The organism is Mycobacterium sp. 852002-40037_SCH5390672 (assembly GCF_001665875.1).
Lineage (GTDB): Bacteria > Actinomycetota > Actinomycetes > Mycobacteriales > Mycobacteriaceae > Mycobacterium.
On record NZ_LZTA01000008.1, the window covers coordinates 57,509 to 83,812 of the forward strand.

General features: G+C 67.9%; 23 protein-coding genes and 1 pseudogene. 19 read left to right on the forward strand and 5 right to left on the reverse strand.

What is annotated here, in order from left to right; genetic code table 11:
* Position 1 precedes the first annotated feature (1 nt).
* On the forward strand, positions 2-2,218 hold the full coding sequence (gene recG / locus A5782_RS02205) for an ATP-dependent DNA helicase RecG (protein WP_067094460.1): 2,217 nt from the start codon (positions 2-4) through the stop codon (positions 2,216-2,218).
* A 46-nt stretch (positions 2,219-2,264) separates the two neighbouring features.
* Positions 2,265-2,978: an HNH endonuclease family protein gene (locus A5782_RS02210; RefSeq protein ID WP_067094463.1), complete on the forward strand. Its 714-nt coding sequence runs from the start codon at positions 2,265-2,267 to the stop codon at positions 2,976-2,978.
* Between the two features lie 17 nt (positions 2,979-2,995).
* Here the strand turns inward: A5782_RS02210 and A5782_RS02215 are convergent, their stop codons facing one another.
* Together A5782_RS02215 and A5782_RS27150 are read right to left on the reverse strand one after the other, a co-directional pair.
* Entirely contained in the window at positions 2,996-3,841 is an 846-nt protein-coding gene (locus A5782_RS02215; protein WP_067094783.1) for an aldo/keto reductase, read from the reverse strand.
* Between the two features lie 5 nt (positions 3,842-3,846).
* Positions 3,847-4,043: pseudogene (locus A5782_RS27150) on the reverse strand (oxidoreductase); the annotation flags it as partial.
* Between the two features lie 203 nt (positions 4,044-4,246).
* Between A5782_RS27150 and A5782_RS02220 the strand changes: the two are divergent.
* From A5782_RS02220 to rsmD, 4 genes are all read left to right on the forward strand, one after another.
* Positions 4,247-5,365, forward strand: coding sequence for an alpha/beta hydrolase (locus A5782_RS02220; protein WP_067094467.1), 1,119 nt, complete (start codon positions 4,247-4,249; stop codon positions 5,363-5,365).
* 101 nt (positions 5,366-5,466) lie between these two features.
* Positions 5,467-6,234, forward strand: coding sequence for a DsbA family protein (locus tag A5782_RS02225; protein ID WP_067094472.1), 768 nt, complete (start codon positions 5,467-5,469; stop codon positions 6,232-6,234).
* Positions 6,231-6,878, forward strand: coding sequence for a vitamin K epoxide reductase family protein (locus A5782_RS02230; RefSeq protein WP_067094476.1), 648 nt, complete (start codon positions 6,231-6,233; stop codon positions 6,876-6,878). The genes A5782_RS02225 and A5782_RS02230 overlap by 4 nt, the downstream gene beginning before the upstream one ends.
* 10 nt (positions 6,879-6,888) lie before the next feature.
* Positions 6,889-7,443, forward strand: coding sequence for a 16S rRNA (guanine(966)-N(2))-methyltransferase RsmD (gene rsmD / locus A5782_RS02235; RefSeq protein ID WP_067094479.1), 555 nt, complete (start codon positions 6,889-6,891; stop codon positions 7,441-7,443).
* Between the two features lie 22 nt (positions 7,444-7,465).
* Here rsmD and A5782_RS25945 read toward each other — a convergent pair whose 3' ends face one another.
* Positions 7,466-7,621, reverse strand: coding sequence for a hypothetical protein (locus A5782_RS25945; protein WP_156623764.1), 156 nt, complete (start codon positions 7,619-7,621; stop codon positions 7,466-7,468).
* A 45-nt stretch (positions 7,622-7,666) separates the two neighbouring features.
* Between A5782_RS25945 and coaD the strand changes: the two genes are divergently transcribed.
* Complete coding sequence (coaD, locus tag A5782_RS02240; protein WP_067094483.1) at positions 7,667-8,149, forward strand: pantetheine-phosphate adenylyltransferase; 483 nt, start codon at positions 7,667-7,669, stop codon at positions 8,147-8,149.
* Positions 8,150-8,329: 180 nt separating this feature from the next.
* The gene (locus A5782_RS02245) at positions 8,330-10,039 is read left to right on the forward strand and encodes a thiamine pyrophosphate-requiring protein (RefSeq protein WP_067094486.1); all 1,710 of its coding nucleotides are present in this window, start codon (positions 8,330-8,332) and stop codon (positions 10,037-10,039) included.
* 6 nt (positions 10,040-10,045) lie between these two features.
* Here the strand turns inward: A5782_RS02245 and A5782_RS02250 are convergent, their stop codons facing one another.
* Positions 10,046-11,260: a permease gene (locus tag A5782_RS02250; protein WP_197694080.1), complete on the reverse strand. Its 1,215-nt coding sequence runs from the start codon at positions 11,258-11,260 to the stop codon at positions 10,046-10,048.
* Positions 11,261-11,689: 429 nt separating this feature from the next.
* Here A5782_RS02250 and sepIVA point away from each other — a divergent pair, with 429 nt between their 5' ends.
* The 4 genes from sepIVA (at position 11,690) to mutM (ending at position 14,899) form a co-directional block, all read left to right on the forward strand.
* Positions 11,690-12,427 (forward strand): cell division protein SepIVA, encoded by a 738-nt coding sequence (gene sepIVA, locus A5782_RS02255; RefSeq protein WP_067094786.1) that lies wholly within the window; start codon positions 11,690-11,692, stop codon positions 12,425-12,427.
* A gap of 67 nt (positions 12,428-12,494) precedes the next feature.
* Complete coding sequence (locus tag A5782_RS02260) at positions 12,495-13,094, forward strand: DUF177 domain-containing protein (RefSeq protein WP_197694081.1); 600 nt, start codon at positions 12,495-12,497, stop codon at positions 13,092-13,094.
* Between the two features lie 50 nt (positions 13,095-13,144).
* Positions 13,145-13,804 carry a ribonuclease III gene (gene rnc / locus A5782_RS02265; protein WP_231986574.1) on the forward strand — a complete coding sequence of 220 codons (660 nt, stop codon included), beginning with the start codon at positions 13,145-13,147 and terminating at the stop codon, positions 13,802-13,804.
* 225 nt (positions 13,805-14,029) lie between these two features.
* Complete coding sequence (gene mutM, locus A5782_RS02270; RefSeq protein WP_067094498.1) at positions 14,030-14,899, forward strand: DNA-formamidopyrimidine glycosylase; 870 nt, start codon at positions 14,030-14,032, stop codon at positions 14,897-14,899.
* Between the two features lie 17 nt (positions 14,900-14,916).
* Here mutM and A5782_RS02275 read toward each other — a convergent pair whose 3' ends face one another.
* Positions 14,917-15,693: a PIG-L deacetylase family protein gene (locus A5782_RS02275; RefSeq protein WP_067094501.1), complete on the reverse strand. Its 777-nt coding sequence runs from the start codon at positions 15,691-15,693 to the stop codon at positions 14,917-14,919.
* Between the two features lie 52 nt (positions 15,694-15,745).
* Here A5782_RS02275 and A5782_RS02280 point away from each other — a divergent pair, with 52 nt between their 5' ends.
* From A5782_RS02280 to A5782_RS02310, 7 genes are all read left to right on the forward strand, one after another.
* Positions 15,746-16,159 (forward strand): OsmC family protein, encoded by a 414-nt coding sequence (locus A5782_RS02280; protein ID WP_067094504.1) that lies wholly within the window; start codon positions 15,746-15,748, stop codon positions 16,157-16,159.
* Positions 16,146-16,439, forward strand: coding sequence for an acylphosphatase (locus tag A5782_RS02285; RefSeq protein ID WP_067094508.1), 294 nt, complete (start codon positions 16,146-16,148; stop codon positions 16,437-16,439). The genes A5782_RS02280 and A5782_RS02285 overlap by 14 nt, the downstream gene beginning before the upstream one ends.
* A 267-nt stretch (positions 16,440-16,706) precedes the next feature.
* Positions 16,707-20,297 (forward strand): chromosome segregation protein SMC, encoded by a 3,591-nt coding sequence (smc, locus tag A5782_RS02290; RefSeq protein WP_067094790.1) that lies wholly within the window; start codon positions 16,707-16,709, stop codon positions 20,295-20,297.
* 168 nt (positions 20,298-20,465) lie between these two features.
* Positions 20,466-21,824 carry a signal recognition particle-docking protein FtsY gene (ftsY, locus tag A5782_RS02295; RefSeq protein ID WP_067094511.1) on the forward strand — a complete coding sequence of 453 codons (1,359 nt, stop codon included), beginning with the start codon at positions 20,466-20,468 and terminating at the stop codon, positions 21,822-21,824.
* Between the two features lie 191 nt (positions 21,825-22,015).
* On the forward strand, positions 22,016-23,401 hold the full coding sequence (locus tag A5782_RS02300; RefSeq protein ID WP_067094793.1) for an ammonium transporter: 1,386 nt from the start codon (positions 22,016-22,018) through the stop codon (positions 23,399-23,401).
* Complete coding sequence (glnB, locus tag A5782_RS02305) at positions 23,398-23,736, forward strand: nitrogen regulatory protein P-II (RefSeq protein WP_003878721.1); 339 nt, start codon at positions 23,398-23,400, stop codon at positions 23,734-23,736. The genes A5782_RS02300 and glnB overlap by 4 nt, the downstream gene beginning before the upstream one ends.
* Before the next feature lie 45 nt (positions 23,737-23,781).
* Positions 23,782-26,268 carry a [protein-PII] uridylyltransferase gene (locus A5782_RS02310; RefSeq protein ID WP_082942745.1) on the forward strand — a complete coding sequence of 829 codons (2,487 nt, stop codon included), beginning with the start codon at positions 23,782-23,784 and terminating at the stop codon, positions 26,266-26,268.
* Positions 26,269-26,304: the final 36 nt, after the last annotated feature.

Below are 26,304 nucleotides of genomic sequence, written 5' to 3' on the forward strand. Positions count from 1 at the left end.
GATGGTGTCGCTGAGCGACCGGCTGGACTACGTCGTTGGCGGGAAGGTTGCGGAGCTCTTCGACGAGGTGTTCGGCATCCGGACCGTCGACGACCTGTTGCGCCACTACCCCCGCAGCTACACCGAGGGCGCTAGCCGCTGGGACGCCGACGACGAACGGCCGCCCGCCGGTGAACACGTCACCATCATCGACACGATCGCTGACACCGAGACGTTTCCGATGAAGAAGAACCCGAAAAAGCTGTGTCACCGCATCACCCTCGGTTCCGGCCGCGCCAAGGTGACCGCCACGTTCTTCAACGCGAACTACCTCAAGAAGGACCTCACCAAAGGCACCAAGGTGATGCTCTCGGGCGAGGTCGGGTTCTTCAAGAACGTCATGCAGCTGACGCATCCGGCGTTCCTCCTTCTCGACCGGCAGGACGGGAAGAATCGCGGCACGGCATCGCTCAAGAGCATCGCCGATGCCTCGCATGCCAGCACCGGCGAAGACATCGCGGACGCGTATCAACGCCACTTCTTCCCGATCTATGCCGCCAGCGCCAAGCTGCAGAGCTGGACCATCTTCGCCTCCGTGCGCCAGGTGCTCGATGTGCTCGACCCGGTGCCGGATCCGCTACCGCAGGACCTGCGTGCGAAGTTCGGCCTGGTCTCCGAGGACGAGGCGTTGCGCGACATCCATCTCGCCGAGAGCGAGCCGCGGCGCCAGCGGGCCCGTGAGCGCCTGACCTTCGACGAGGCCGTCGGTCTGCAGTGGGCGCTGGTGGCCCGCCGCCACGGTGAATTGTCGGAGTCGGGACCGCCGGCGCCGCCACGTCCGGACGGTTCGGCCGCAGAACTGTTGGGGCGCTTGCCATTCGAGTTGACCGCGGGGCAGCGTGAAGTGCTCGGCGTGCTGTCCAACGGGCTCGCGGCCACCCGGCCGCTGAATCGTCTGCTGCAGGGCGAGGTGGGCTCCGGTAAGACGATCGTCTCGGTGCTGGCGATGCTGCAGATGGTTGACGCCGGATATCAGTGCGCGCTGCTGGCGCCCACGGAAGTGCTTGCCGCACAACATCTCCGATCGATTCGCGACGTGCTCGGTCCGTTGGCGATGGCGGGCCAGATGGGTGGTGCCGACAACGGCACCCGGCTGGCGCTGCTGAGCGGTTCGATGACCGCTGCACAGAAGAAGCAGATCCGCGCCGAGATCGCCGGCGGTGAGGTCGGTATCGTCGTCGGCACCCACGCGCTGCTGCAGGACGCGGTGGAATTCGACAACCTGGGCATGGTGGTGGTCGACGAACAACACCGCTTCGGTGTCGAGCAGCGAGATCAGTTGCGGGCCAAGGCTCGTCCCGGGGTGACACCGCACCTACTGGTGATGACGGCCACCCCGATACCGCGCACCGTCGCGCTCACCGTGTACGGGGACCTGGAAACCTCCACGCTGCGCGAACTGCCGCGCGGTCGCCAGCCGATCACCAGCAACGTCATCTTCGTCAAGGACAAGCCGGCGTGGCTCGGCCGGGCCTGGCAGCGCATCACCGAGGAGGTCGCCGCCGGCCGCCAGGCCTACGTGGTGGCGCCGCGCATCGACGAAAGCGACGACCCGGGTAATGAGCAGAACGCCAAGGCTCCGGAAACCGCCGAGGGTCTTTACGCCCGGCTGCGCTCCGGCGAGCTGGCGAACCTGCGGCTCGCCCTGATGCACGGGCGGCTGTCCGGCGAGGAGAAGGACGCCGCGATGGCGGGCTTTCGGGCCGGTGAGGTCGATGTGCTGGTGTGCACCACCGTCATTGAGGTGGGCGTCGACGTCCCCAACGCCACCGTCATGCTGGTGATGGACGCCGACCGGTTCGGGATCAGTCAGTTGCATCAGCTGCGCGGCCGGATCGGCCGTGGCCAGCACCCGAGCCTGTGCCTGTTCGCCAGCTGGTCCGCGCCGGACTCGTCGGCCGGCCGTCGTCTGTGCGCGGTGGCCGAGACGCTGGACGGCTTCGCCCTGGCCGATCTCGACCTCAAGGAGCGGCGCGAAGGAGACGTGTTGGGCCGCAACCAGTCCGGCAAGGCGATCACGCTTCGGCTGCTGTCCCTCGCGGACCATCTGGAGTACATCGAGGCCGCCAGGGACTTCTGCGTCCAGGCCTACGCCGACGACCGCGCGAACCCCGGATTGGCGGTGCTGGCCGCACGATTCACCGACACCGACCGCATCGAATACCTGGACAAGTCGTGACCGCCGGCGACGATGCAGAGCGTAGCGGTGAGGAGGAGCGGCGCAGGTGAATCGCAAAGTGCTGCTCTGGTTGGCCGCGGCGGCGGCACTCGCGCTACTGGTGGCCTACCAGACGGTGGGATCCTCAACCGCGCGGCATTCCGCCGAATACGCCGCGCGCGCTGATGTTCCGACGGTGCAGCCCGGCACCGACGTGCTCGCGGGCGTCGCCGTGGTGCCCCTGCGCCGGCACCGCTACGACTACCTGCGGTCGGCATTCGGCGACGCCTGGGACGACGACAACGACGCCCCGATGGGGCACAACGGCTGCGACACCCGCGACGACATCCTCAACCGCGATCTCGTCGACAAGACCTACGTGTCGATCAAGCGGTGCCCGGACGCCGTGGCCACCGGCACGCTGCACGACCCGTACACCAGCAAGACCATCGCCTTCGCGCGCGGCCCCAAGGTCGGCGAATCCGTTCAGATCGACCACATCGTCCCGCTGGCCTATGCGTGGGACATGGGCGCCAACGGCTGGCCCGCTCCCGAGCGGCTGCGGTTCGCCAATGATCCCGCCAACCTGCTGGCCGTCGACGGGCAGGCCAATCAGGACAAAGGCGATTCGCAACCGGCGCAGTGGATGCCGCCGAACGCGGCGTTCGCATGCCAGTACGCCATGCAGTTCATCGCCGTGCTGCGCGGTTACTCGCTGCCGGTGGATTTGGCGTCGACCGGCGTGCTGCGCCAGGCCGCGACGACCTGCCCGACGGGGTAGCCACCGGTTACAAGCCGTTACGCGCCTTCGTAGGTCTCCGGGTCCGGGCGCAGCCGAGTTCCGTCGTTGAGCCCGTTGAGCACGTCCATGTGCTCGTCGGCCAACTCGAAGTCGAACACGTCCATGTTGGAGGCGATGTGCTCGGCGTTGGCCGAGCGGAAGACGACCGCGTTGCCCAACTGCAGGTTCCACCGCAGCAGCACCTGCGCGGCGGTCTTGCCGTATTCGCCGGCAACCGAATTCACCGTCGGGTTGTCGTTCAGCTTGCCCAGCGCCAGCGACGTGTAGGACTGGGTGAGGACGTTGTGCTCGGCGTTGACCTTGCGCAGCGCTTCCTGATTGAGCAGCGGGTGCAGCTCGACCTGGTTGACCGCCGGGGTGACGAACGTGAGGTCGATGACCGTCGTCAGGTACTCCTCGGTGAAGTTGGAGACGCCGATCGAGCGGGCATGACCATTCCCGCGCGACTGGATCAGCCCGCCGAAGGAGTTCACGTAGGCGCCCAGCGCCGCGGCCGGCCAGTGGATCAGGTAGAGGTCGACGTAGTCCAGGCCGAGCCTCTCGAGGCTGGCGCTGCAGGCGTCCATCGCCCCCTTGAAACCCTGGTCGGCGGTTGCCAGCTTGGTGGTGACGAACAGCTCGGCGCGGGGAATGCCCGAGGCGGCGATGGCGCGCCCGACGGCGGCTTCATTCCCGTAGGCAGCCGCGGTGTCGATCAGCCTGCAGCCGATCTCCAGCGCCGCCGACACCGCGCGTTCGGTCTCGTCATCCGACAATTCCGCGACGCCCAGGCCAAGGGCCGGAATCGTGTTTTCGTCGTTGAGAGCAATTGAGGGTGCGGCGGGGCCCGACTCGCCAGTCAATTCATTCACCTGCCTGTGAAATTGAAGGTTCGAGATTGTGCACCGAGCCGTGTTCCGTCATCGAGTTCGCGGCGCTGCGTTCGAAATCGAACACGTCGAAGTCACTCGCAATCTGATGAAGGCTCACCGACCTGGGGACCACGATATTACCGAGCCGATAATCGCAACCAACCAACACCTGGGCAGGTGTCCATCCGCGCCGTCGGCGCCGGGGACGTCACCACGTACAGTGAGTCGCGCGGCGCACCGGGAACGGCAGCCGGTCGGCCGGTCTTCCGCGTGCTGGGATTGGCGGCCTGTTTGGTGGCCCCCGCGACCGGCAAGACTCCGAGACGGTGGGCGGCGGGACCGAATAACCGTTCGTCGGCGAGCATTAGCACGGGTTGTTGTTAAGGGGGGTTGCCCATGACCAGGCCTCTGTCAGGCGCACCGGAGCTCGAGCTGGGAGCCCACCGCGCCTCGGTGTCGCTGGCCAGTCGCATCCAGGGAACCTTCACCAGCGTCGGGGCCAAGGTCATCCCGTGGATCCCGACCGCCATCAGACGAGGGCTGGTCCGCGGCCGTTCCGTCATCATCGACGGCAACACGCTGGATCCCACGTTGCAGCTGATGCTGTCGGGTCTGCGCGCCGTCGGCATCGACGGGCTGGTCGTCGACGACGACCCGCAGGCTTCGCGCGCCCAGATGCGCGAGTCGACGGTGGGATTCCCCGGTCCGCAGATCCACGTCGACGTGGCCGAGCTGTCGCTGCCCGGCCCGGCCGGTGAGATCCCGGCCCGGCACTACCGTCCGGCCGGCGGCGAGGCGGCACCGCTGCTCGTCTTCTACCACGGCGGCGGCTGGTCGATCGGCGATCTGGATACCCACGACAACCTGTGCAGACTGACCTGCCGTGACGCCGGCATCCACGTGTTGTCGATCGACTACCGGCTGGCCCCCGAGCACCCCGCGCCGGCCGCCATCGAGGACGCCTACGCGGCCTTCACCTGGGCCTACGAGCACGCCGGCGAGCTGGGTGCGACGCCAGGGCGGGTCGCGGTCGGCGGGGACAGTGCCGGCGGCAACCTCGCCGCCGTCGTCAGCCAGATCGCGCGCGACGAGGGCGCCGCGGCGCCGGTGCTGCAATGGCTGATCTATCCGCGGACCGACTTCACCGCGCAGACCCGGTCGCTGACCCTGTTCTCGCGCGGCTTCCTGCTGACCAAGCGGGACATCGACTGGTTCGAATCACAGTATCTGCGGCGTTCGAAGCTCGACCGCACCGATCCGCGGGTATCGCCGGCGCTGGCCGAGTCGCTGAGCGAACTGGCGCCCGCGCTGATCGCGGTCGCGGGTTTCGATCCGCTGCGCGACGAAGGCGAGAGCTACGGCGAGGCGCTGCGGGCCGCTGGGGTCGCGGTCGACCTGCGGTACCTGGGTTCGCTGACCCATGGCTTCGCCAATCTGTTCCAGCTGGGCGGCGACAGCATGGTCGCGACCAGCGAGCTGATTTCGGCCCTGCGTGCACACCTGAGCCGGGTCTGATTCCGTGAGCGGTCGGCGCCGGTAACCTAAAGGCGCCTCGTCCGATCGCTTTGTCCCCAAACGGGCAGACCGACACCTCGTACCGAAAGATCAGGGAACCTGTGGCCGACAAACCCAAACGTCCCCCGCGATTCGACATGAAGGCGGCCTCTGGCGGAAAGTCGAACCGACTCGTCCAAATCGGCGGTACCGCCTTCGTGGTGATCTTCGCGGTCGCCCTCGTCTTCTACATCGTGACCTCGCACCACAAGAAGACCGGCCCCACCGGTGCGGGCGATACGGTGCGGGTGACGTCGAGCAAGCTGATCACCCAGCCCGGCAGCAGCAACCCCAAGGCCGTGGTGACCTTCTACGAGGACTTCCTATGCCCGGCCTGCGGTAACTTCGAGCGCACCTTCGGCCCGACGGTGTCCAAGCTCATCGACCTCGGCGCCATTGCGGCCGACTACTCGATGGTGTCGATCCTCGACAGCTCGAGGAACCAGAACTATTCGTCGCGCGCAGGCGCCGCGGCCCTGTGCGTCGCCGACGAATCGCAGGACGCGTTCCGGCGTTTCCACTCCGCGTTGTTCAGCACCGACATTCAGCCGAGTGAAACCGGCAAGACCTTCCCGGACAACGCGCGACTGATCGAACTGGCCCGCGAGGCCGGTGCGGCGGGCAAGGTGCCGGACTGCATCAACAGCGGCAAGTACCTGTCCAAGGTCACCGGCGAAGCGGCGACCGCTCATATCAACGCCACGCCGACCATCAAGATCAACGGCGATGACTACGACCCGTCGACACCCGATGCGCTGGTCAACAAGATCAAAGAAATCGTGGGCAACATCCCGGGCATCGACGGCGCGGTCGCGCCGGCCGCCATGTGACCGGTGCGGTGTCGACGCAAGCCGCCGATCCCACCGGCGACCTGACAGCGGACTCGTCTCCGGCGGCGCGAGTGCCGGCGCTGAGCGCCTGGTGGGTACTGCTCGCCGGTCTGATCGGCCTGGTCGCATCGATGACGCTGACGGTCGAGAAGATCGACATCCTGGAAAACCCGTCGTACGTCCCGTCCTGCAACATCAACCCGATCCTGTCCTGCGGCTCGGTGATGATCACGGCGCAGGCGTCGCTGCTGGGCTTCCCGAACCCATTGTTGGGGCTGGTGGCCTTCACCGTGGTGGTCGTCACCGGGCTGCTGGCGCTGGCGAAAGTGACTTTGCCCCAATGGTATTGGGTGGGACTGACGGTCGGGCTGGTGGTCGGCGCGGTGTTCGTGCACTGGCTGATCTTTCAGAGCCTGTACCGCATCGGCGCCTTGTGCCCGTACTGCATGGCGGTGTGGGTGATCACCGTGTCACTGCTGGTGGTGGTCGCCTCGATCGCTTATCGCCCGGTGCTGCAGCACCGCCACAGCGGTCCGGGGTGGGTGCTTTTCCAATGGCGGTGGTCGATCGCCGCATTGTGGTTCACCGCGCTGTTCCTACTGATCATGGCGCGGTTCTGGGACTACTGGTCGACGCTGCTGTAGGTATCTGCACGTGACCCGGATCATTGGCGGCGCGGCCGGGGGCCGTCGCATCGCGGTCCCGCCGCGCGGCACCAGGCCCACCACCGACCGGGTGCGCGAATCGCTCTTCAACATCCTGACCGCCCGCCTGGACATGACCGGCCTCACCGTGCTGGACCTCTACGCCGGTTCGGGCGCATTGGGATTGGAGGCGCTCTCACGCGGTGCCGCCGCCGCGCTCTTCGTGGAGTCGGACCCTCGCACCGGATCCGTCATCGCGCGCAACATCGAAACCGTGGGTCTGCCCGGCGCGACGCTGCGCCGGGCGGCGGTGGCGAGCGTATTGGCGGCCGGGACCGCGGCCGCGTTCGATCTGGTGCTGGCCGACCCGCCCTACGACGTCGACGCCGCCGAGGTCGAGGCCGTGCTTGCGGCGTTGCCGGCGCATGGCTGGGTGCACCAGGGCAGCGTTGCGGTGGTGGAGCGTGCGGCCGGCAGCTCACCGCTGAATTGGCCGGCCGGTTGGTCCGTGTGGCCGCAGCGGATTTACGGCGACACCCGTCTGGAACTGGCCGAGCGTCATTGAGGCAGGCGTGTACCGTCATTCGTCATGGCGCCGCTTTCAGCATCGCTTCGCTCTGCATCGTCGCGACGCGTGTCATGGCGCCGCTTTTCAGCATTGCTTCACTCTGCATCGTCGCGACGCGTGTCATGGCGTCGCTTTTCAGCATTGCTTCGCTCTGCATCGTCGCGACGCGTGTCATGATCGTTGACGTACGGAGACCACCCGCTGGCATCGGAGCGCCCGCGTGACGGGCGCGGTGTGCCCGGGTTCGTTCGACCCGGTGACGTTGGGCCACATCGACGTCTTTGAGCGCGCGTCGGCTCAGTTCGACGAGGTGGTGGTGGCGATCCTGACCAACCCCGCCAAAAAGGGCATGTTCGACCTCGACGAGCGGATCGCGATGATCAACGAATCGACGGCGCACCTGTCCAATCTGCGGGTGGAAGCCGGACAAGGTCTGGTCGTCGACTTCGTCAGGTCGCGGGGCATGACCGCCATCGTCAAGGGGCTGCGCACCGGCACCGATTTCGAATACGAGCTGCAGATGGCGCAGATGAACAAACACGTCGCCGGTGTGGACACCTTTTTCGTCGCGACCGCCCCGCGCTATTCGTTCGTGTCCTCGTCGCTGGCCAAAGAGGTCGCGATGCTCGGTGGTGACGTGTCCGAACTGCTGCCCGAACCGGTCAACCGTCGCTTGCGCGAAAGGCTTTCGGGCCGGCCCTGAAGGGGCCGATGGGCCGCTGAAACCCTTGCGCGGCAAGCCCTTCGACGAAGCCGGTGCCGACCTGGAGTGAATCCAGTCCACCGGAAATGGTCACGGACGCCCACGCAGAACGTATCTTGAAGATCTGATCTGCAGGAGGGGGTACGCGAGGTCGCCGACGTCGATAGGAGAACGGCAACCATGACGGTAGACAATCTGTTCGACGTACCCGAGGCCGCGGCCGATCTGGTCGCGCTGCTCGCCGACGAGGGGGTCGCGCACTTCTTCATCAACCCCGGAACCGATTCCGCGCCGATCCAGGAGGCGCTGGCGGCGGCGCGCGCCGCCGGCACGCCGAGCCCGCAGGCGGTGTTGTGCGTGCACGAGAGCATCGCCCTGGCGGCGGCCATCGGCCACCACATGGCCAGCGGCCGCCCCCAGGCGGTCATGGTGCACGTCGATGCCGGGACGCTGAACCTGGGCTGCCAACTGCACAACGCGCAGCGCAACGGGACTCCGGTGGTGTTGTTCGCCGGGCGGACGCCTTACAGTTCGGCGGCGCAGGTGCGCGGTCACCGCGATACCTACATCCATTGGCAGCAGGAGCAACTCGACCAGCCGGGCGTGGTGCGCAACTACGCCAAGTGGCACATGGAGGTTCCCCGCGGCCGCGAGCTGGCCCCCATCGTCCGCCGGGCGTTCCAGGTCGCCCAATCCTGCCCGTGCGGCCCCGCCTACGTGATGCTGCCGCGAGAGGCGTTGATGGAGCACGGCGTCGGTGCCCTGCCGCGCAGGCTGCCGCCGGCCATACCGCCCGGTCCCGATCCGGGTGCGCTGGGACGCTTGGCGGGGATCCTGGTGGCGGGCAAGCGGCTTGTCATCGTCACCGCCAGGACCGCTGCCGACCCGGGGACCGCGGCCGTGCTGGGCCGCATCGCGGAGTTGCTCGGTGCGCCGGTGATCGATCAGGGAGACCGCGCCAATTTGCCGTTGGGGCATCCGTTGCACGTGGTGGGCGACGCGGCGCCGCTGGAAAACGCCGACACCGTGCTGCTGTTGGACTCCGAAGTGCCCTGGGTGCCTGCGCAGCTGGCCCCGCCCGCGGATGCGCGCGTGGTGCAGATAGACGGCGATCCGGTCAAACCGAGCATGCCGTTGTGGTCCTATCCGGTCGAGGTCGCGTTGACCGCCGACACCCGCGTGGCGCTGGTGCTGCTCGAGCAGACCCTGTTGCGGCTCGCGACCGACGAGCTACGGGAGAAGTGGGCCGCACGCAGGCAGACGGCCGAGGCCGACATCGCCGGAAGCGACCGGGAAGCGATGCGCCGGGCCGCCTCCGATCGCCCGGCCGACGCACCCGACGCGATGCTGGCCGCGCTCAACCGCGCCTTGCCCGACGACGCGGTGGTGGTTCAGGAGGCCGTGACCAACCGGCCAGCCGTGGCCCGGCAGGTGCGGCGGCCGCCGGGACACTTCTTCGACACGGGCGCACCGGCATTGGGCTGGGCGCTCGGCGGCGCCTTCGGGGTAAAGCTTGCCCGGCCCGACGCGCCCGTCGTCGCCATATGCGGTGACGGATCGTTTCACTTCGGCGTGCCCACCGCCGCGTTGTGGTCGGCGCATCGCCATGGTGCGGCCTTCGTGACGGTCGTCTTGAACAACCAGTCGTATCTGGCCTCCAAGTTGCCGGTCATCGGGTTGTACCCGAATGGAGTGTCGGTGCGGGAGAACGACTTTCCCGAGACACGGCTCACCCCGGACACCGACTACGCCGCCCTGGCCACGGCCTGCGGGGGTAGCGGACGCGCCGTGCACACGCCGGCGGAGATGAGCGAGGCCGTCGAATGGGCGCTCGCCGAGGCCGACCAGGGGCGTTGCGTAGTGCTGGACGTGCGGTTGCCGCAACCCTGAGCCGGGTCAGTGCTGATGCTCGGGTTGGCCGGTGCCGGGGGAGCCGCCCATCATCCGCACCATCGGCAGACCTCCGGACGTGATGAACCGTGCGATCAGGATGGCCGCGAGCACCAGGAAGGCGATATTGAGCCAGGTCGTGTAGTTCCAGGAGATCGACGCCTCGATCACCGTCGCGTTGCGCTGCCTGGGAATGAGACGGGTTGTGCCGAAGATCAATTCGACCAGATACCCGGCGGCGACCATCGCGGCGTAGAAGGTGCCCAGCAACGTCAGCATCATTTTGGTGCCGTAGTACTTGCGGTAGATATTCAGGATCGGAAGGATCAACAGGTCGGCGTAGATGAAGGCGATGACGCCGCCGAAGCTGATGCCTCCGTTCCACAACACCGCGGCCAGCGGGACGTTGCCGATGGAGCACACGAACGACACCATCGCCACGATGGGCCCCACGATCGGTCCCCATAGCGCCGAGAGACCCGCGTGATCGGCCAAAAAGAAGGTCTGCCAAAACTTTTCGGGTACCCATGCGGCGACGGCGCCCGCGATCAACAAGCCCAGGACGAGGTCGCGCAGGATCGCCAACCACTCCATCACGAACACGTGGGAAACCGAGGTGAGGCCCGCCGGGGAGAACAGCCGTCGCCAGAACGAGCCGTCCCCTTGGATGGACATGTCCATGGCGGCATGGCCTTCCATCGAGCCGGCGATGCCCCGCTCGGCCTGCTCGCGGGCGGCGTCGACGAGCCGCGAACGCACGAACAGCCGGAACAAGACGGCCAGCACGATGATCATCAGTGGTCCGCCAACGAATTCGGCGGCGGTGAATTGCCAGCCCATCAACAGCGCCAGGATGATGCCCAATTCCACCACCAGGTTGGTGGAACCGATTTCGAAGGCCATCGCGGCGGTGAAGCTGGCGCCCTTGCGAAACAGCGATCGCGCCAACGCCACCGCGGCGTACGAGCACGACGACGATGCCGCTCCCAGCCCCGCGGAGACCGCCAGGGTGCGCGGGCGATCATCACCCATCAGCGACACGATTGTCGAGCGACGCACCACGGCCTGCACCACCGCCGAGAGGGCGAAGCCCAAGATCAGCGCCCACAAAATTTCCCACGTCATCGATCCCGCGAGCGTCAAAGCGTGCCCGATCGCTGATAGCACCGTCACTGTGTCCTCCTGCGGTAAACCATTCGCTTCGGCGGCGGCTGCGTCCAATCGTGGAGTATACCCCCATGGGGTATAGGGACGGGCGAAGCGTCGCCGCATTTGCAAGACTCCACCCCGCGTGGAGGACGGTCGAGGTAGTGCCTTTACCGCCCGGGACCTAGAATCGCTGGCAAATAGCCGGGCCCCGGCGTGTCGACGCAAACCTCGGGCCCTGCGCCCGTCCCGCACCGGCGGGGCCCCGGCGATGAATATGGATGAACCACCTCGCGCGGCCGTCGCGGTCGCGGTAACAGCGTGAATGGGCGCTTCTGATGACACTGGATTCCAGCGGTCGAGCCGAAAACGGCGCGCCGGGGCCTCTGAGGCGCCTCGAATGGGCAAATACCCGACACACCGGCGTCGCCACCACTGTCACAGGGACAACACCAGGCACACTGGTAACAACAGGATCTTTGCAGACGCCAGGAGGGTGTGGCCGTGTACCGAGTCTTTGAGGCGCTGGACGAACTCAGCGCCATCGTGGAAGAAGCCCGTGGCGTTCCGATGACGGCCGGCTGCGTGGTGCCACGCGGCGACGTGCTGGAACTGGTCGATGACATCAAAGATGCAATTCCGGGTGAACTGGATGACGCGCAGGACGTGCTGGACGCGCGCGATTCCATGCTGCAGGACGCCAAGGCGCACTCCGAGTCCATGGTGTCCTCGGCGACCACCGAGTCGGAGTCGATGCTCAACCACGCCCGCGCGGAGGCTGACCGGCTGCTGTCCGACGCCAAGGCGCAAGCCGACCGGATGGTGAGCGAAGCGCGTCAGCACAGCGAGCGGATGGTCGGGGAGGCCCGCGAAGAGTCGATGCGCATCGCCACGGCGGCCAAGCGCGAGTACGAGGCCAGCGTCGGTCGCGCCCAGGCCGAAGCCGACCGGCTGCTGGAAAACGGCAATATCTCCTACGAGAAAGCCGTGCAAGAGGGCATCAAGGAGCAGCAGCGCCTGGTATCGCAGAACAGCGTGGTGGAGGCGGCCAACGCCGAGGCCACGCGGCTCATCGACTCGGCGCACGCCGAGGCGGATCGGTTGCGCGGCGAGTGCGACATCTACGTCGACAACAAGCTCGCCGAGTTCGAGGAATTCCTCAACGGCACTCTGCGGTCGGTCGGGCGCGGTCGTCATCAATTGCGGACGGCCGCCGGAACCCACGACTACGCGGTGCGCTAGCCCGTCGAGGCTGTTTGCCGGGCGGCCTCGCCTGGAATTATGCGGTCGGCGCCGTAGGATTTCCGATATGACGCGGCAGCACAGCAGATCATCGGCCCGCGGCGCAGCGTCACGGCCTGCTGGGCCGATGGCGTTCGATATCACCAGACTCGGGCGGCGCCCCGGGGCAATGGTGACCCTGCGGAGAACCGTGTCCAGTCCGTCACGCATCGGACTGGACATGGTCGCGATCGAGGCCGGCGCCCCACTCGAGCTGGACTTACAGGTTCAATCGGTATCCGAAGGCGTCCTGGTGACCGGGACGGTGACCGCTCCCACCGCCGGCGAGTGTTCGCGTTGCCTGACTAAGCTCGAGGGCCACGTGCAGGTGCGGCTGACCGAACTGTTCGCCTACCCGGACAGCACCACCGAGGCGACCACCGAGGAAGACGAGGTGGGCCACATCGTCGACGACACCATCGACCTGCAGCAGTCCATCGTCGACGCCGTGGGACTGGAACTTCCGTTCTCGCCCGTGTGCACCCCGGACTGCCCGGGGCTGTGCCCCGAATGCGGTGTAGCGCTGGCGGCCGAGCCTGGCCATCAGCACGATCGCATCGATCCGCGGTGGGCGAAGTTGGCGGGCATCTTCACCGCCGAGTCGGACGAGTCGCGGAGTGAGCGGTGAGCTCACGGCAAGTTCTGCTCGAGGCTCTCGGGGTTGGGCTATCCGACGAAATGCTGTCCCTGGCGCTGACGCATCGCAGCTACGCCTACGAACACGGCGGCCTGCCGACCAATGAACGCCTGGAATTTCTGGGCGACGCCGTGCTGGGGCTGACCATCACCGACGAGCTCTACCACCGCCACCCCGACCGCAGCGAGGGTGACCTCGCCAAGCTGCGGGCCAGTGTGGTCAACACCCAGGCCCTGGCCGACGTCGCGCGCAAGCTGTGCGACGGGGGCCTCGGCGTCCATCTGCTGCTGGGGCGAGGGGAAGCGAACACCGGCGGCGCCGACAAATCGAGCATCCTGGCCGACGGGATGGAATCGCTGCTGGGCGCGATTTACCTCGATCACGGTATCGACGTTGCGCGCGAGGTGATTTTGCGGTTGTTCGGCCCGTTGCTGGACGCCGCGCCGACGCTGGGAGCCGGGCTGGACTGGAAGACCAGCCTGCAGGAACTGACCGCGGCGCGCGGCATGGGTGCGCCGTCCTACGTCGTCAGCTCCACGGGCCCCGATCATGACAAGGAATTCACCGCGGTCGTTGTGGTGGCGGACACCGAATACGGCACGGGCGTAGGCCGCTCCAAGAAGGAAGCCGAGCAGAAGGCCGCGGCGGCGACCTGGAAAACACTCGACGTGCTGGACCCCGCGGGGAAAACGTCCGTCTAATCGATGGTGATGACCCGCTGCGCCCGGCTTCGCCGCGCTTGCGATCATGCCTCAAACTCGATGGTGATGACCCGCTGCGCCCGGCTTCGCCGCGCTTGCGATCATGCCTCAAACTCGATGGTGATGACCCGCTGCGCCCGGCTTCGCCGCGCTTGCGATCATGCCTCAAACTCGATGGTGATGACCCGCTGCGCCCGGCTTCGCCGCGCTTGCGATCATCACTAAATGCCCGAACTGCCCGAAGTCGAGGTGGTGCGCCGCGGCTTGCACGCCCATGTCGTCGGCAAAACGATCACAGCTGTCCGGGTGCATCACCCGCGGGCGGCGCGTCGTCATGAAGCCGGACCCGCCGACCTCACCGCGCGGCTGCTGAATGCGCGGATCACCGGCACCGATCGGCGCGGCAAGTACCTGTGGCTGCTGCTCGACACGGAACCTGCCGGGCACGAATCGGATACGGCGTTGGTGGTCCACCTCGGCATGAGCGGACAGATGCTGCTCGGGGCGGTGCCGCGCGCCGACCACGTCCGGATCTCCGCGCTGCTCGACGACGGGACTGTGCTGAGTTTCGCCGACCAGCGCACCTTCGGTGGATGGATGCTCGCCGATCTGCTCGAGGTGGACGGAAGCGTGGTACCAGAGCCCGTCGCCCATTTGGCTCGCGACCCGCTAGACCCCCGGTTCGATGCGTATGCGGTGGTGAAAGTCTTGCGGCGCAAGCATTCCGAAATCAAGCGGCAGCTTCTCGATCAGCAGGTGGTATCCGGCATCGGCAACATCTACGCCGACGAGGCGCTGTGGAGGGCCAAACTCAACGGCGTCCGTTTGTCTGACACGCTGAACCGCAAGCAGTTGACCGCCGTGCTGGACGCGGCCGCCGCGGTGATGCGCGACGCGCTGGCCAAGGGCGGGACCTCGTTTGATTCGCTGTATGTCAACGTCAACGGCGAATCGGGATACTTCGAGCGGTCGCTGGACGCCTACGGCCGTGAGGGCGAAGCCTGCCGTCGCTGCGGAGCGGTGATGCGCCGGGAGAAGTTCATGAACCGTTCCTCGTTCTACTGCCCAAAATGTCAACCGCGACCGCGAAATTGAGCGGTTGTTCGGCGTCCTTAATCGAAGATGTCGCGGCGCAGCGTCCCAGTGGGCAACGCCGGGTCAACGAACCACTCGTGGCTGAAAAGCGCACCGAACACCTGGGGCGGCAACCGCAGTAGTAGCCCGAACAGCCGCGCGGCCAGACCGGAAGCGCCGATCTGAGACTGGTGCGCGCCGAAGGCGTCTCGTTTCTGGCGCGCAAAGCGAAAGACGTTGACCCGATGGGTGATGGTTGCGCGCGGAGCGTACGCGCCATGGACGATGTCGCGTTCGTACGGTCCCGGAAGCCGCAACAGGTGCGCGACATCGCTGACGCGAAGCAGCATTTCGCGCGGCATCGTCACCTCGAGCACCCGCGGGACGGCGGCGAGTTCGGCGGCCCGCTTGCCGACGTGGTGCACCTGGACGTGGTCGCGGTGGCCGTAGCCGCCGTTGGGCTGGTAGCTGAGCAGCACGTCGGCGTTTTCGTCGCGCAGGATACCGGCCAGCCGCGCAGCCGCCTCGTCGAGATCCGCGCGCCCGAATCGGGTGCGCCCGGGCGGATCCGGGTAGAACAGCGGGCCGTAGCCGCTGTCGGCATAGCCCAGGCACTCCACCCGATGTGCTCCGAGAATTCTTGCGCTCGAATGCAATTCGTCAAGGCGGTAGTCATCGTCCTCGTTGTGAACGCGCCCGTCGGTTGCCGTGACAACGACCACCCGGTGCCCGGCCGCAGCCGCCCGCGCGAGGGTGCCGCCGGTGAGTACGACCTCGTCGTCCGGGTGGGCGTGGAATGCGACGACGGTGGCCATGCAACACAGTATGCCCGTGCCTCAAAGTTGGGACGCCCGGTAGAAATAAGCCATGGCCGAACTATGGGTGGAACGCACCGGAACTCGCCGCTACACCGGATACAGCTCACGCGGAGCGCAGGTGCTGATCGGTTCTGAGGACGTCGACGACGTGTTTACGCCCGGTGAATTGCTCAAGATCGCGCTCGCGGCGTGCAGCGGGATGTCCAGCGATCTGCCGCTGGCCCGCCGGCTGGGCGACGACTACAAGGCGGTCGTCAAGGTCTCCGGCGCCGCCGACCGCGAGCAGGAACGCTATCCGTTGCTCGAGGAGACCCTGGAACTGGACCTATCGGAACTGGCCGACGACGAGAAGGAACGCCTGCTGATCGTGGTCAACCGGGCGATCGACCAGGTCTGCACCGTCGGGCGCACGCTCAAGTCCGGTACCGCCGTCAACTTCGAGGTCACCGATGTCGGAGCCTGACACGCGGCTCACCGCCCGGGTGCACGGGCAGGTCCAGGGGGTCGGTTTCCGCTGGTGGACGCGCTGCCGGGCGCTGGAGCTGGGCCTGACCGGTTACGCGGCCAACCAGGCCGACGGCAGCGTCCTGGTGGTCGCCCAGGGCCCGCGGCCGGCCGGCGAAAAACTGCTGCATCTGCTGGAAGGCGGTGCCGCGTGGCCGTCGCAACCCGGCCATGTCGACAAGGTCGTCGCCGACTGGTCGCAGCCGCAGGAGCGGTTCGAGGGTTTCGCCGAGCGCTGACAGGCTCGCCGCAGCCCGGCCCGGCCCGGCCCGGCGCGGGCCGCCACATCCGTCACAACAGCACCGGCCCGGGCTTCGATCGTCCAGTCCAGAACGTGATAGCGCTGGCGCTAGCACGCTTCGAGAAGCCACATTCACCCTCTCTCCGTGGCTGATGTGACCACTGTGACCAGTGCGTCGACCGCCCGCAGCGCCACCGTATTTCGGGCGAGCCGACACCCCTCGGTGCAGCCGTCCGGGCCGATTCGAGCGGTAGTCTGGCTCGCCGTGTACCTCAAGAGTCTGACGCTGAAGGGCTTCAAGTCCTTTGCTTCGCCGACGACTCTGCGCTTCGAACCGGGCATCACCGCCGTCGTCGGGCCCAACGGCTCGGGCAAATCCAATGTCGTCGACGCGCTGGCCTGGGTCATGGGGGAGCAGGGAGCAAAGACGCTGCGCGGCGGGAAGATGGAAGACGTCATCTTCGCCGGGACCTCGTCGCGGGCCCCGCTGGGCCGCGCCGAAGTCACCGTCACCATCGACAACTCCGACAACGCGCTGCCCATCGAATACTCCGAGGTGTCCATCACGCGGCGGATGTTCCGCGACGGTGCCAGCGAATACGAAATCAACGGCAGCAGTTGCCGTTTGATGGATGTTCAGGAGCTGCTGAGCGACTCCGGGATCGGCCGGGAGATGCACGTCATCGTCGGGCAGGGCAAGCTCGACGAGATTCTGCAGTCGCGCCCCGAAGACCGTCGGGCGTTCATCGAGGAAGCCGCCGGCGTGCTCAAGCACCGCAAGCGCAAGGAAAGAGCCCTCCGCAAACTCGACGCGATGTCGGCGAACCTGGCCCGGCTCACCGACCTGACCACCGAACTGCGCCGCCAACTCAAACCGCTGGGCCGCCAGGCCGAGGTAGCCCGTCGCGCCCAGACCATCCAGGCCGATCTGCGTGACGCCCGGCTGCGGCTGGCCGCCGACGACCTGGTCAATCGGCAAGGCGAGCGCGAGGCGATCTTCGAGGCCGAGGCCGCCATGCGCCGCGACCACGACCAGGCCGCCTCGCGACTGGCCGTGGCGTCCGAGGAGCTGACCGCGCACGAAATGGCGGTCGGTGAACTCTCGAGCCGAGCCGAGTCGGTTCAGCACACCTGGTTCGCGTTGTCCGCACTGGCCGAACGGGTCGCCGCGACCGTGCGCATCGCCAGCGAGCGGGCGCAGCACCTCGATGTGGAGCCGGTCGCCAGCAGCGACACCGACCCCGACGCACTGGAAGCCGAGGCCGAGCAGGTCGCGGTCGCCGAGCGCCAGCTGCTCGCCGAACTCTCCGGCGCGCGCACCCGGCTGGACGGCGCCCGCGCCGAACTGGCCGAGCGCGAGCGCGAAGCCGCCGAGGCCGACCAGGCCCACATGGCGGCCGTGCGTGCGGAGGCCGACCGGCGAGAAGGCCTGGCGCGGTTGACCGGTCAGGTGGAGACGATGCGGGCGCGCGTCGAATCGATCGACGACAGCGTTGCGCGCCTGTCCGAGCGCATCGAACAGGCCGCCGTCCGCGCGCAGCAGGCCAAGGTGGAATTCGAGACCGTCCAGGGGCGGGTCGGTGAACTCGATCAGGGCGAGGTGGGTCTCGACGAACACCACGAGCGCACGGTCGCCGCGTTGCGGCTGGCCGACGAGCGGGTGGCCGAACTGCAGTCCGCCGAGCGGGACGCCGAACGCCAGGTCGCCTCGTTGCGTGCCCGCATTGACGCCCTCGCGATCGGGCTGGAACGCAAGGACGGCGCCGCGTGGCTTACCCAATACCACGGCGGCACAGGGCTTTTGGGCCCCATGGCCAAAATGGTCAAGGTTCGTTCCGGCTATGAGGCGGCGCTGGCCGCGGTGCTGGGATCGGCGGCCGACGCACTGGCCGCCGAAAACTTCGGCGCGGCCCGTTCGGCCGTCGCCGCGCTCAAGGAAGCCGACGGCGGCCGCGCCGCGCTGGTGCTGGGTGACTGGCCCGCCGATCAGCCGCCGCCGCAGGCCGCCCCGACGGGTGCGCTGTGGGCGCTTGACCTGATCGACGTGCCGGCGCGGCTGCGCGGCGCGATCGCGGCCATGCTCTCCGGTGTCGCGGTGGTCGACGACCTGGACCAGGCGCTGGCCCTGGTGGCCGCGCATCCGCAGTTGCGCGCGGTCACGCTCGACGGTGACCTGGTGGGCGGCGGCTGGATAAGCGGCGGCTCGGACCGCAAGCTGTCCACGCTCGAGGTGACCTCGGAAATCGACAAGGCCAGCGGCGAACTGACCGCCGCGGAGGCCCGGGTGGCCCGGCTGAGCGCGGCGCTGTCCGGCGCGCTGGCCGAGCAGGCCGCCCGTCAGGACTCGGCCGAGCAGGCGCTGGCGGCGCTCAACGAATCCGACAGCGAGATCTCGGGGATGTACGAGCAGCTGGGCCGGCTCGGTCAGGACGCCCGGACGTCCGAAGACGAGTGGAGCAGGTTGCTGCGGCAACGCGAGGAACTCGAAGCGGGCCGGACCCAGACCGTCGCCGAAGTCACCGAACTGGAAACCCGGCTGCGCAACGCGCAGGAGACCCAGCAGGCGCCGACGGAAGAACCCGTGAACCGTCAGCAGATCGCCGCGGCCACCGAAACCGCTCGCAGCGTCGAGGTGGAGGCCCGGCTGGCGGTACGAACCGCCGAAGAGCGTGCGAATGCGGTGCGCGGGCGCGCGGATTCGTTGCGCCGCGCGGCCGCCGCCGAACGCGAAGCCCGGTTGCGGGCCCAGCAAGCGCGGGAGGCGCGGCTGCGCGCCGCCGCGGTGGCGGCGGCGGTGGCTGACTCCGGGCGGCGACTGGCGCAACGGTTGGACGGAGTCGTCGCCGACGCGTCCAAGGTCCGCGACGCGCTGGCCGCCGAACGCCAGCAGCGTGCGACCGCCATGGCCGCGGCGCGTGACGAGGTGCACGCGTTGAGCGCCCGAGTGGCCGCCCTGACCGACTCCTTGCACCGCGACGAGGTGGCCAACGCCCAGGCGGCGATGCGGATCGAGCAGCTCGAGCAGATGGTGCTGGAGCAGTTCGGCATGGCGCCGGCCGATCTGATCGCCGAGTACGGTCCGGAGAATCAGCTGCCACCGACCGATCTGGAAATGGCCGAATACGAGCAGGCCAAGGAGCGCGGTGAGCAGGTCTTCGCGCCCGCGCCGATTCCCTACGACCGGGCCACCCAGGAGCGGCGGGCCAAGCGCGCCGAGCGTGAGCTGGCCGAACTGGGCAGGGTCAACCCGCTGGCGCTGGAGGAGTTCGCCGCGCTCGAGGAGCGCTACAACTTCCTGTCCACCCAGCTCGAGGACGTCAAGGCCGCCCGCAAAGACCTGCTCGGTGTGGTCGACGAGGTCGACGCCCGCATCCTGCAGGTGTTCAGCGAGGCCTACACCGACGTCGAACGCGAGTTCTCCGACGTCTTCACCGTGCTGTTCCCGGGTGGTGAGGGGCGGCTGCGGTTGACCGATCCCGACAACATGCTGACCACCGGCATCGAGGTGGAGGCCCGTCCGCCGGGCAAGAAGGTGACCCGGCTCTCGCTGCTGTCCGGTGGCGAGAAGGCGCTGACGGCGGTGGCCATGCTGGTGGCGATCTTCCGGGCCCGCCCGTCGCCGTTCTACATCATGGACGAGGTCGAGGCCGCGCTCGACGACACCAACCTGCGGCGGCTCATCTCACTGTTCGAGCTGTTGCGGGCGCGCTCGCAGCTCATCATCATCACGCATCAGAAGCCGACGATGGAGGTCGCGGACGCGCTCTATGGCGTCACCATGCAGGGCGACGGCATTACCGCTGTCATCTCCCAGCGGATGCGTGGCCAACAGGTGGACCAGCTCGTCACGACCTGATCAACGGCGATCGCAAGCGCGGCGTAGCCGCGCGAAGCGGGTCGGCGTCATCTTGCGCGCGGCGATCGCAAGCGCGGCGTAGCGCGGCGTAGCCGGGCGAAGCGGGTCGCCGTCATCTTGCGAGGGCCGGTGACCAACCGGTAGCGGACCGCTTGAAACAATGTCAGCGTGTCCCAAGGTCTTTGGATCGCCATCGCGGTCGTCGCTGCCCTGGTCGTCATCGCCGCGCTGGTCGCAGGCCTGCTGCGGTATCGCCGGCGCCGCATCAGCTTCTCGACCCGTCCCGAACCCGGGGCGATCGACAGGTCCGGCGGCTACACCGCGTCCTCGGGCATCAGCTTCAGCCAGACCACGACGGCCGATCGGCTCGATACCACCGGGCTGCCCGCGGTAGGCGATGACGCGACCATTCCCCGCGACGCGCCGCGGCGCACCATCTCCGAGGTCGAACTCCCCGAACCCGAACCCGAACCTCCGGCCGCGCCGCCGTCGGACCTGCAGGCCCCTCCCGCGCCGCAGCCCCCTGCGCCGCAAGCTCCGGCACCCGAGACCCCGGCTGCTCCCGGCGCGCCCGAAACCACGGCCGCCCCCGAGATCGAGGAGATCGCACCCACCGAAGGCCGGCTGGAGCGGCTGCGCGGCAGGCTGGCCAGATCGCAGAATGCGCTCGGGCGCAGCGTGCTGGGCCTGATCGGCGGGGGCGACCTGGACGAGGACGCCTGGCAGGACGTCGAGGACACGCTGCTGGTCGCCGACCTGGGCCCGGTGGTCGCCGAATCCGTGATCGCCCAGCTGCGCAGCCGACTGGCCAGCAGCGACGTGCGCTCCGAGGCCGACGCGAAGGCCGTGCTGCGCGACGTGCTGATCAGGGAGTTGCAGCCCGGCATGGACCGGTCCATCCGGGCGCTGCCGCACGCCGACCACCCCTCGGTGCTGCTGGTCGTCGGCGTGAACGGCACCGGAAAAACCACCACCGTCGGCAAGTTGGCCCGGGTCCTGGTCGCCGACGGTCGACGCGTCGTTCTCGGGGCCGCCGACACCTTCCGCGCCGCGGCGGCCGATCAGCTGCAGACCTGGGCGTCGCGGGTGGGCGCGGAGGTGGTGCGCGGGGCCGAAGGCGCCGACCCGGCCTCGGTGGCGTTCGACGCCGTCGACAAGGGCATCGCCGCGGGTGCGGACGTGGTTCTCATCGACACCGCGGGGCGGCTGCACACCAAGGTCGGCCTGATGGATGAGCTCGACAAAGTTAAGCGGGTCGTAACACGGCGCGCCGCGGTCGACGAGGTGTTGCTGGTGCTCGACGCCACCATCGGACAGAACGGGCTGGCCCAGGCCCGGGTATTCGCCGAGGTGGTCGAGATCACCGGCGCCGTGCTGACCAAACTGGACGGAACGGCCAAGGGCGGCATCGTCTTTCGGGTTCAGCAGGAGCTCGGTGTGCCGGTCAAATTGGTTGGACTCGGGGAAGGCCCCGACGATCTGGCGCCGTTCGAACCGGCCGCTTTCGTCGACGCGCTGCTCGGCTGAAACCGCTTACACGACGAGCGGGACGTTAATCCCGCTGAAACACGGTGGCACCATCGCCGAAACAACGATTGCGCAATCTTCTGGTCAGGTCATCAGACGTGTGTCTGGCGGCCAACTGTTGGGCCGACCGGAGGAGATTGCGAGTGACATACCCGATACTGGGCCAGCCCAATACCGGCGATACCGCCTGGATGTTGGCCAGTTCCGCGCTGGTGTTGTTGATGACGCCGGGTCTGGCGTTTTTCTACGGCGGTATGGTGCGCGCCAGAAGCGTGCTGAACATGCTCATGATGAGCATCAGCGCGATGGGCGTGGTCACCGTGCTGTGGGTGCTCTACGGCTATTCGATGGCCTTCGGTGACGACGCCGGCGGCGTCGTCGGAAAGCCCACCTCGTTTTGGGGCCTGAAGGGCCTCATCGGCGTCAACTCGGTGGCCGCCGATCCGAGTAAAGGCGTTGCGGCAACAGACATCCCGCTGGCAGGCACCCTGCCCGCCACCGTGTTCGTGGCGTTCCAGCTGATGTTCGCGATCATCACGGTTGCCCTGATCTCTGGCGCGGTGTCCGACCGGTTGAAGTTCGGCGCGTGGCTGGTGTTCGCCGGTCTGTGGGCGACTTTCGTCTACTTCCCGGTCGCCCACTGGGTTTTCGCGTTCGACGGCTTCGCCTCCGAGAAGGGCGGCTGGATCGCCAACAAGCTGCACGCGATCGACTTCGCGGGCGGGACCGCGGTCCACATCAATTCCGGTATGGCGGGCCTGATGCTGGCGATTGTGTTGGGCAAGCGGCGCGGTTGGCCCACCACGTTGTTCCGGCCGCACAACCTGCCGTTCGTGATGCTCGGTGCCGGATTGCTGTGGTTCGGTTGGTACGGGTTCAACGCCGGATCGGCCACCAGCTCCAACGGTGTCGCCGGGTCGACCTTCATGACCACCACCGTCGCAACGGCCACCGCGATGCTGGGCTGGATGCTCACCGAACGCATCCGTGACGGCAAGGCGACGACGCTGGGCGCGGCGTCTGGCATCGTCGCGGGCCTGGTCGCCATCACGCCGTCCTGCTCCTCGGTCAACGTGCTGGGCGCACTGGTGGTGGGCCTGGTGGCCGGAGTGGTGTGTGCGCTGGCCGTCGGCCTGAAATTCAAGCTGGGCTTCGACGACTCGCTCGACGTGGTCGGGGTGCACCTGGTCGGCGGTCTGGCCGGCACGCTGCTGGTGGGTCTGCTCGCCGCGCCGGAGAGCCCCGCGATCAACGGCGTCACCGGCGTATCCAAGGGATTGTTCTACGGCGGCGGCTGGGATCAGCTCGAGCGGCAGGCAGTCGGCGCGTTCAGTGTCCTCATTTACTCTGGAGTGGTTACGCTGATCCTGGCGTTGATCCTGAAATACACCATGGGGCTTCGTCTCAGCCCAGAGGCGGAAGCCACGGGTATCGACGAGTCCGAGCACGCCGAGAGTGGTTACGATTTCGCCGTGGCTACCGGTTCGGTTCTACCGCCCCGGATCGCTGTGGCGGATACCCGCAACGGCCTGGAGGAGGAGCGAGTGGGCGACAAAGTGGAGGCAGAGCAGTCATGAAGCTGATCACCGCGATCGTAAAGCCGTTCACGCTCGATGACGTGAAGACCAGTCTGGAGGACGCGGGCGTCCTGGGGATGACGGTCAGCGAAATCCAGGGCTACGGGCGGCAGAAGGGTCACACCGAGGTCTACCGGGGCGCCGAATACTCGGTCGACTTCGTGCCCAAGGTGCGCATCGAGGTCGTTGTCGACGACTCCATCGTCGACAAGGTCGTGGACAGCATCGTCCGGGCGGCGCGCACCGGCAAGATCGGTGACGGCAAAGTGTGGGTGAGCCCGGTGGAAACCATTGTGCGGGTGCGCACCGGCGAGCGCGGAACCGATGCGCTGTGACATTCGCCCTCAATTGCTGATTCGACCCGGGTGGGCCGGGAGGGGATGACCCCGAACGACCCCGACTCGTCCGGGCAGCTGGCCGGGACAGGAAGCGCCTGCGGGGCAGTCGATCTGGCTGCCTCGCGGCGCCAACTGCTGTCTGAGGGCAGCAAGCTGCACGCCGCCGAACTGCGGCACGCCTGGCTGGATCTGCACGAATCGTGGTTGATGGCCAAGGCGGCCGAGATCGGGATCGCCGACGACAGTGGCTTCGCGATCGTCGGGATCGGCGGACTGGGCCGCCACGAGCTGTTGCCGTATTCCGATCTTGATCTAATGCTGTTGCACGACAACAAGTCCGATGACGTGCTGGGCAAGGTCGCCGACAAGTTGTGGTATCCGCTGTGGGACGCCAACGTTCGGCTCGACCACAGCGTGCGGACCGTGTCGGGGGCCCTCGGTGTCGCCAATGGCGACATGATCGTGGCGCTGGGCATGCTCGACGCCCGCCACATCGCCGGCGACGCCCGACTGTCCGACGAATTGATCGCCGGCGCACGACGGCAGTGGCGCAGCGCCATTCGCTCGCGGATGAACGAGCTCGTCGAAATGACGCAGGCCCGCTGGGACCGTTGTGGCCGCATCGCGCAGCGGGCCGAACCGGACCTGAAGTCGGGTCGCGGCGGCCTGCGCGATGTGCAACTGCTCGACGCGCTGGGTGTTGCCCAGCTGATCGACCGCCACGGCATGGCCCGTCCCGAATCACCCGGGGGTTCCCTCGACGACGCGCACCTGACGCTGCTCGACGTGCGCACCGAGCTGCACCGGGTGTCGGGACGTGGACGCGATCAGCTGCAGGCCCAATACGCCGACGAGATCAGCGCCGCCCTGCACATCGGGGACCGTTTCGACTTGGCGCGCAAGCTATCTGATGCCGGACGCACCATCGCCTACCACGCCGAGACGGGCATTCGGACCGCCGAGAACGCGCTGCCGCGCCGCGGGGTGACCGCCCTGGTGCGGCGGCCCAAGCGCCGCCCGTTGGACGAGGGCGTCGTCGAATATGCCGGAGAGATCGTGCTCGCCCGCGACGCACGTCCGGACACCGACGTGGGTTTGGTGTTGCGGGTGGCCGCCGCATCGGCCGATACCGGGTTGCCGATCGGTGCCGCCACGCTGAGCCGCCTGGCCGCCAGCGCGCCCGAGATGCCGGTGCCGTGGCCGCGAGAGGCGTTGGACGACTTGCTGGTTGTGCTGTCGGCCGGACCGACCACGGTGGCGACGATCGAGGCGCTGGACCGCACCGGGCTGTGGGGCCGGCTGCTGCCCGAATGGGACGCCATCCGCGACCTGCCGCCCCGCGACGTCGCGCACAAATGGACGGTGGACCGCCACGTCATCGAGACGGCCGTCAACGCCGCACCGCTGTCAACCCGGGTGGCGCGACCCGACCTGCTCGCGCTCGGCGCACTGCTGCACGACATCGGCAAGGGCCGCGGTGTCGACCACAGCGTGCTCGGCGCGGGCCTGGCGCTGGAGATCGGGCCCAGGCTGGGCATCGCACCGGTCGAGGTCGAGCTGCTCGCCCAACTGGTCCGCCACCACCTGCTGCTGCCGGTGGTGGCCACGCGCAGCGACCTGAATGATCCCAAAACCATTGAGCGCGTGGTGAAAGCGTTGCGCGGCGACGCGCTGTTGCTCGAAGTTCTGCATGCGCTGACCGAGGCGGACTCGAAGGCCACCGGTCCCGGTGTGTGGAGCGAATGGAAGGCGTCGCTGATCGAGGACCTGGTCCGGCGCTGCCGGCTGGTGATGGCCGGCGAGCCGCTGCCCGACGTTGAACCGGCTGCGCCGCAATATCTTTCGCTCGCATCCGATCGCGGCGTCCATGTGGACATCAAGCCCAGCGGCGGCGAACGCCTGGATGTGGTGATGGCCGCACCGGATCAGCGGGGGCTGGTATCGAAGGCCGCCGCGGTGCTGGCGCTGAATTCGCTGCGCATCCATTCGGCCTCGGCCAGCACCCACGAGGCCTTCGCGATCGTCGAATTCGTGGTGTCGCCGCTGTTCGGTTCACCACCGGAAGCGGGCCTGCTGCGCCAGCAGTTCACCGGCGCGCTGGCCGGCGACGTCGACGTCCTGGGCACGCTGGAGAAACGCGACAGCGACGCCGTGGGCGCCGCGACCAGCCGGGCCGGCGAGATCCAGGTCGGGGTGCCCGTCACGCGGTCGAGCGCGCCGCCCCGCATCCTATGGGTCGACTCGGCCTCGCCCGAGGTGTTGATCGTCGAAGTCCGCGCCATGGACCGACTCGGGCTGCTCGCGCTGCTGACCCGCGCGCTGGAACGTGCCGGCACCGACATCGTCTGGGCGAAGGTCAACACCTTCGGGTCGACGGCGGCCGACGTCTTCTGCGTGACGGTGTCGGAACAAGCGGTCGAGGCGGCCGGCGACGCCGAGCACGGCGCTCGCGATGGGGTCGAGCAGAGTCTGCTGGCCGTGTTGGGTGGCCCCGCCGTCGAGGTGCTCGAGGAACCCGTCGGCGACTAGGCGTGATGGCGGCGACCCGCTTCGCCCGGCTCCGCC

What these genes read in the sequence shown, in the direction of transcription:
- recG (WP_067094460.1), top strand. Translation starts at nt 2, where the DNA reads ATGGTGTCGCTGAGCGACCGGCTGGACTACGTCGTTGGCGGGAAGGTT.
- A5782_RS02220 (WP_067094467.1), top strand. Translation starts at nt 4,247, where the DNA reads ATGACCAGGCCTCTGTCAGGCGCACCGGAGCTCGAGCTGGGAGCCCAC.
- A5782_RS25945 (WP_156623764.1), bottom strand. Translation starts at nt 7,621, where the DNA reads ATGACACGCGTCGCGACGATGCAGAGCGAAGCAATGCTGAAAAGCGAC.
- A5782_RS02245 (WP_067094486.1), top strand. Translation starts at nt 8,330, where the DNA reads ATGACGGTAGACAATCTGTTCGACGTACCCGAGGCCGCGGCCGATCTG.
- A5782_RS02260 (WP_197694081.1), top strand. Translation starts at nt 12,495, where the DNA reads ATGACGCGGCAGCACAGCAGATCATCGGCCCGCGGCGCAGCGTCACGG.
- rnc (WP_231986574.1), top strand. Translation starts at nt 13,145, where the DNA reads ATGCTGTCCCTGGCGCTGACGCATCGCAGCTACGCCTACGAACACGGC.
- mutM (WP_067094498.1), top strand. Translation starts at nt 14,030, where the DNA reads ATGCCCGAACTGCCCGAAGTCGAGGTGGTGCGCCGCGGCTTGCACGCC.
- A5782_RS02275 (WP_067094501.1), bottom strand. Translation starts at nt 15,693, where the DNA reads ATGGCCACCGTCGTCGCATTCCACGCCCACCCGGACGACGAGGTCGTA.
- A5782_RS02280 (WP_067094504.1), top strand. Translation starts at nt 15,746, where the DNA reads ATGGCCGAACTATGGGTGGAACGCACCGGAACTCGCCGCTACACCGGA.
- A5782_RS02285 (WP_067094508.1), top strand. Translation starts at nt 16,146, where the DNA reads ATGTCGGAGCCTGACACGCGGCTCACCGCCCGGGTGCACGGGCAGGTC.
- A5782_RS02300 (WP_067094793.1), top strand. Translation starts at nt 22,016, where the DNA reads ATGTTGGCCAGTTCCGCGCTGGTGTTGTTGATGACGCCGGGTCTGGCG.
- glnB (WP_003878721.1), top strand. Translation starts at nt 23,398, where the DNA reads ATGAAGCTGATCACCGCGATCGTAAAGCCGTTCACGCTCGATGACGTG.
- A5782_RS02310 (WP_082942745.1), top strand. Translation starts at nt 23,782, where the DNA reads ATGACCCCGAACGACCCCGACTCGTCCGGGCAGCTGGCCGGGACAGGA.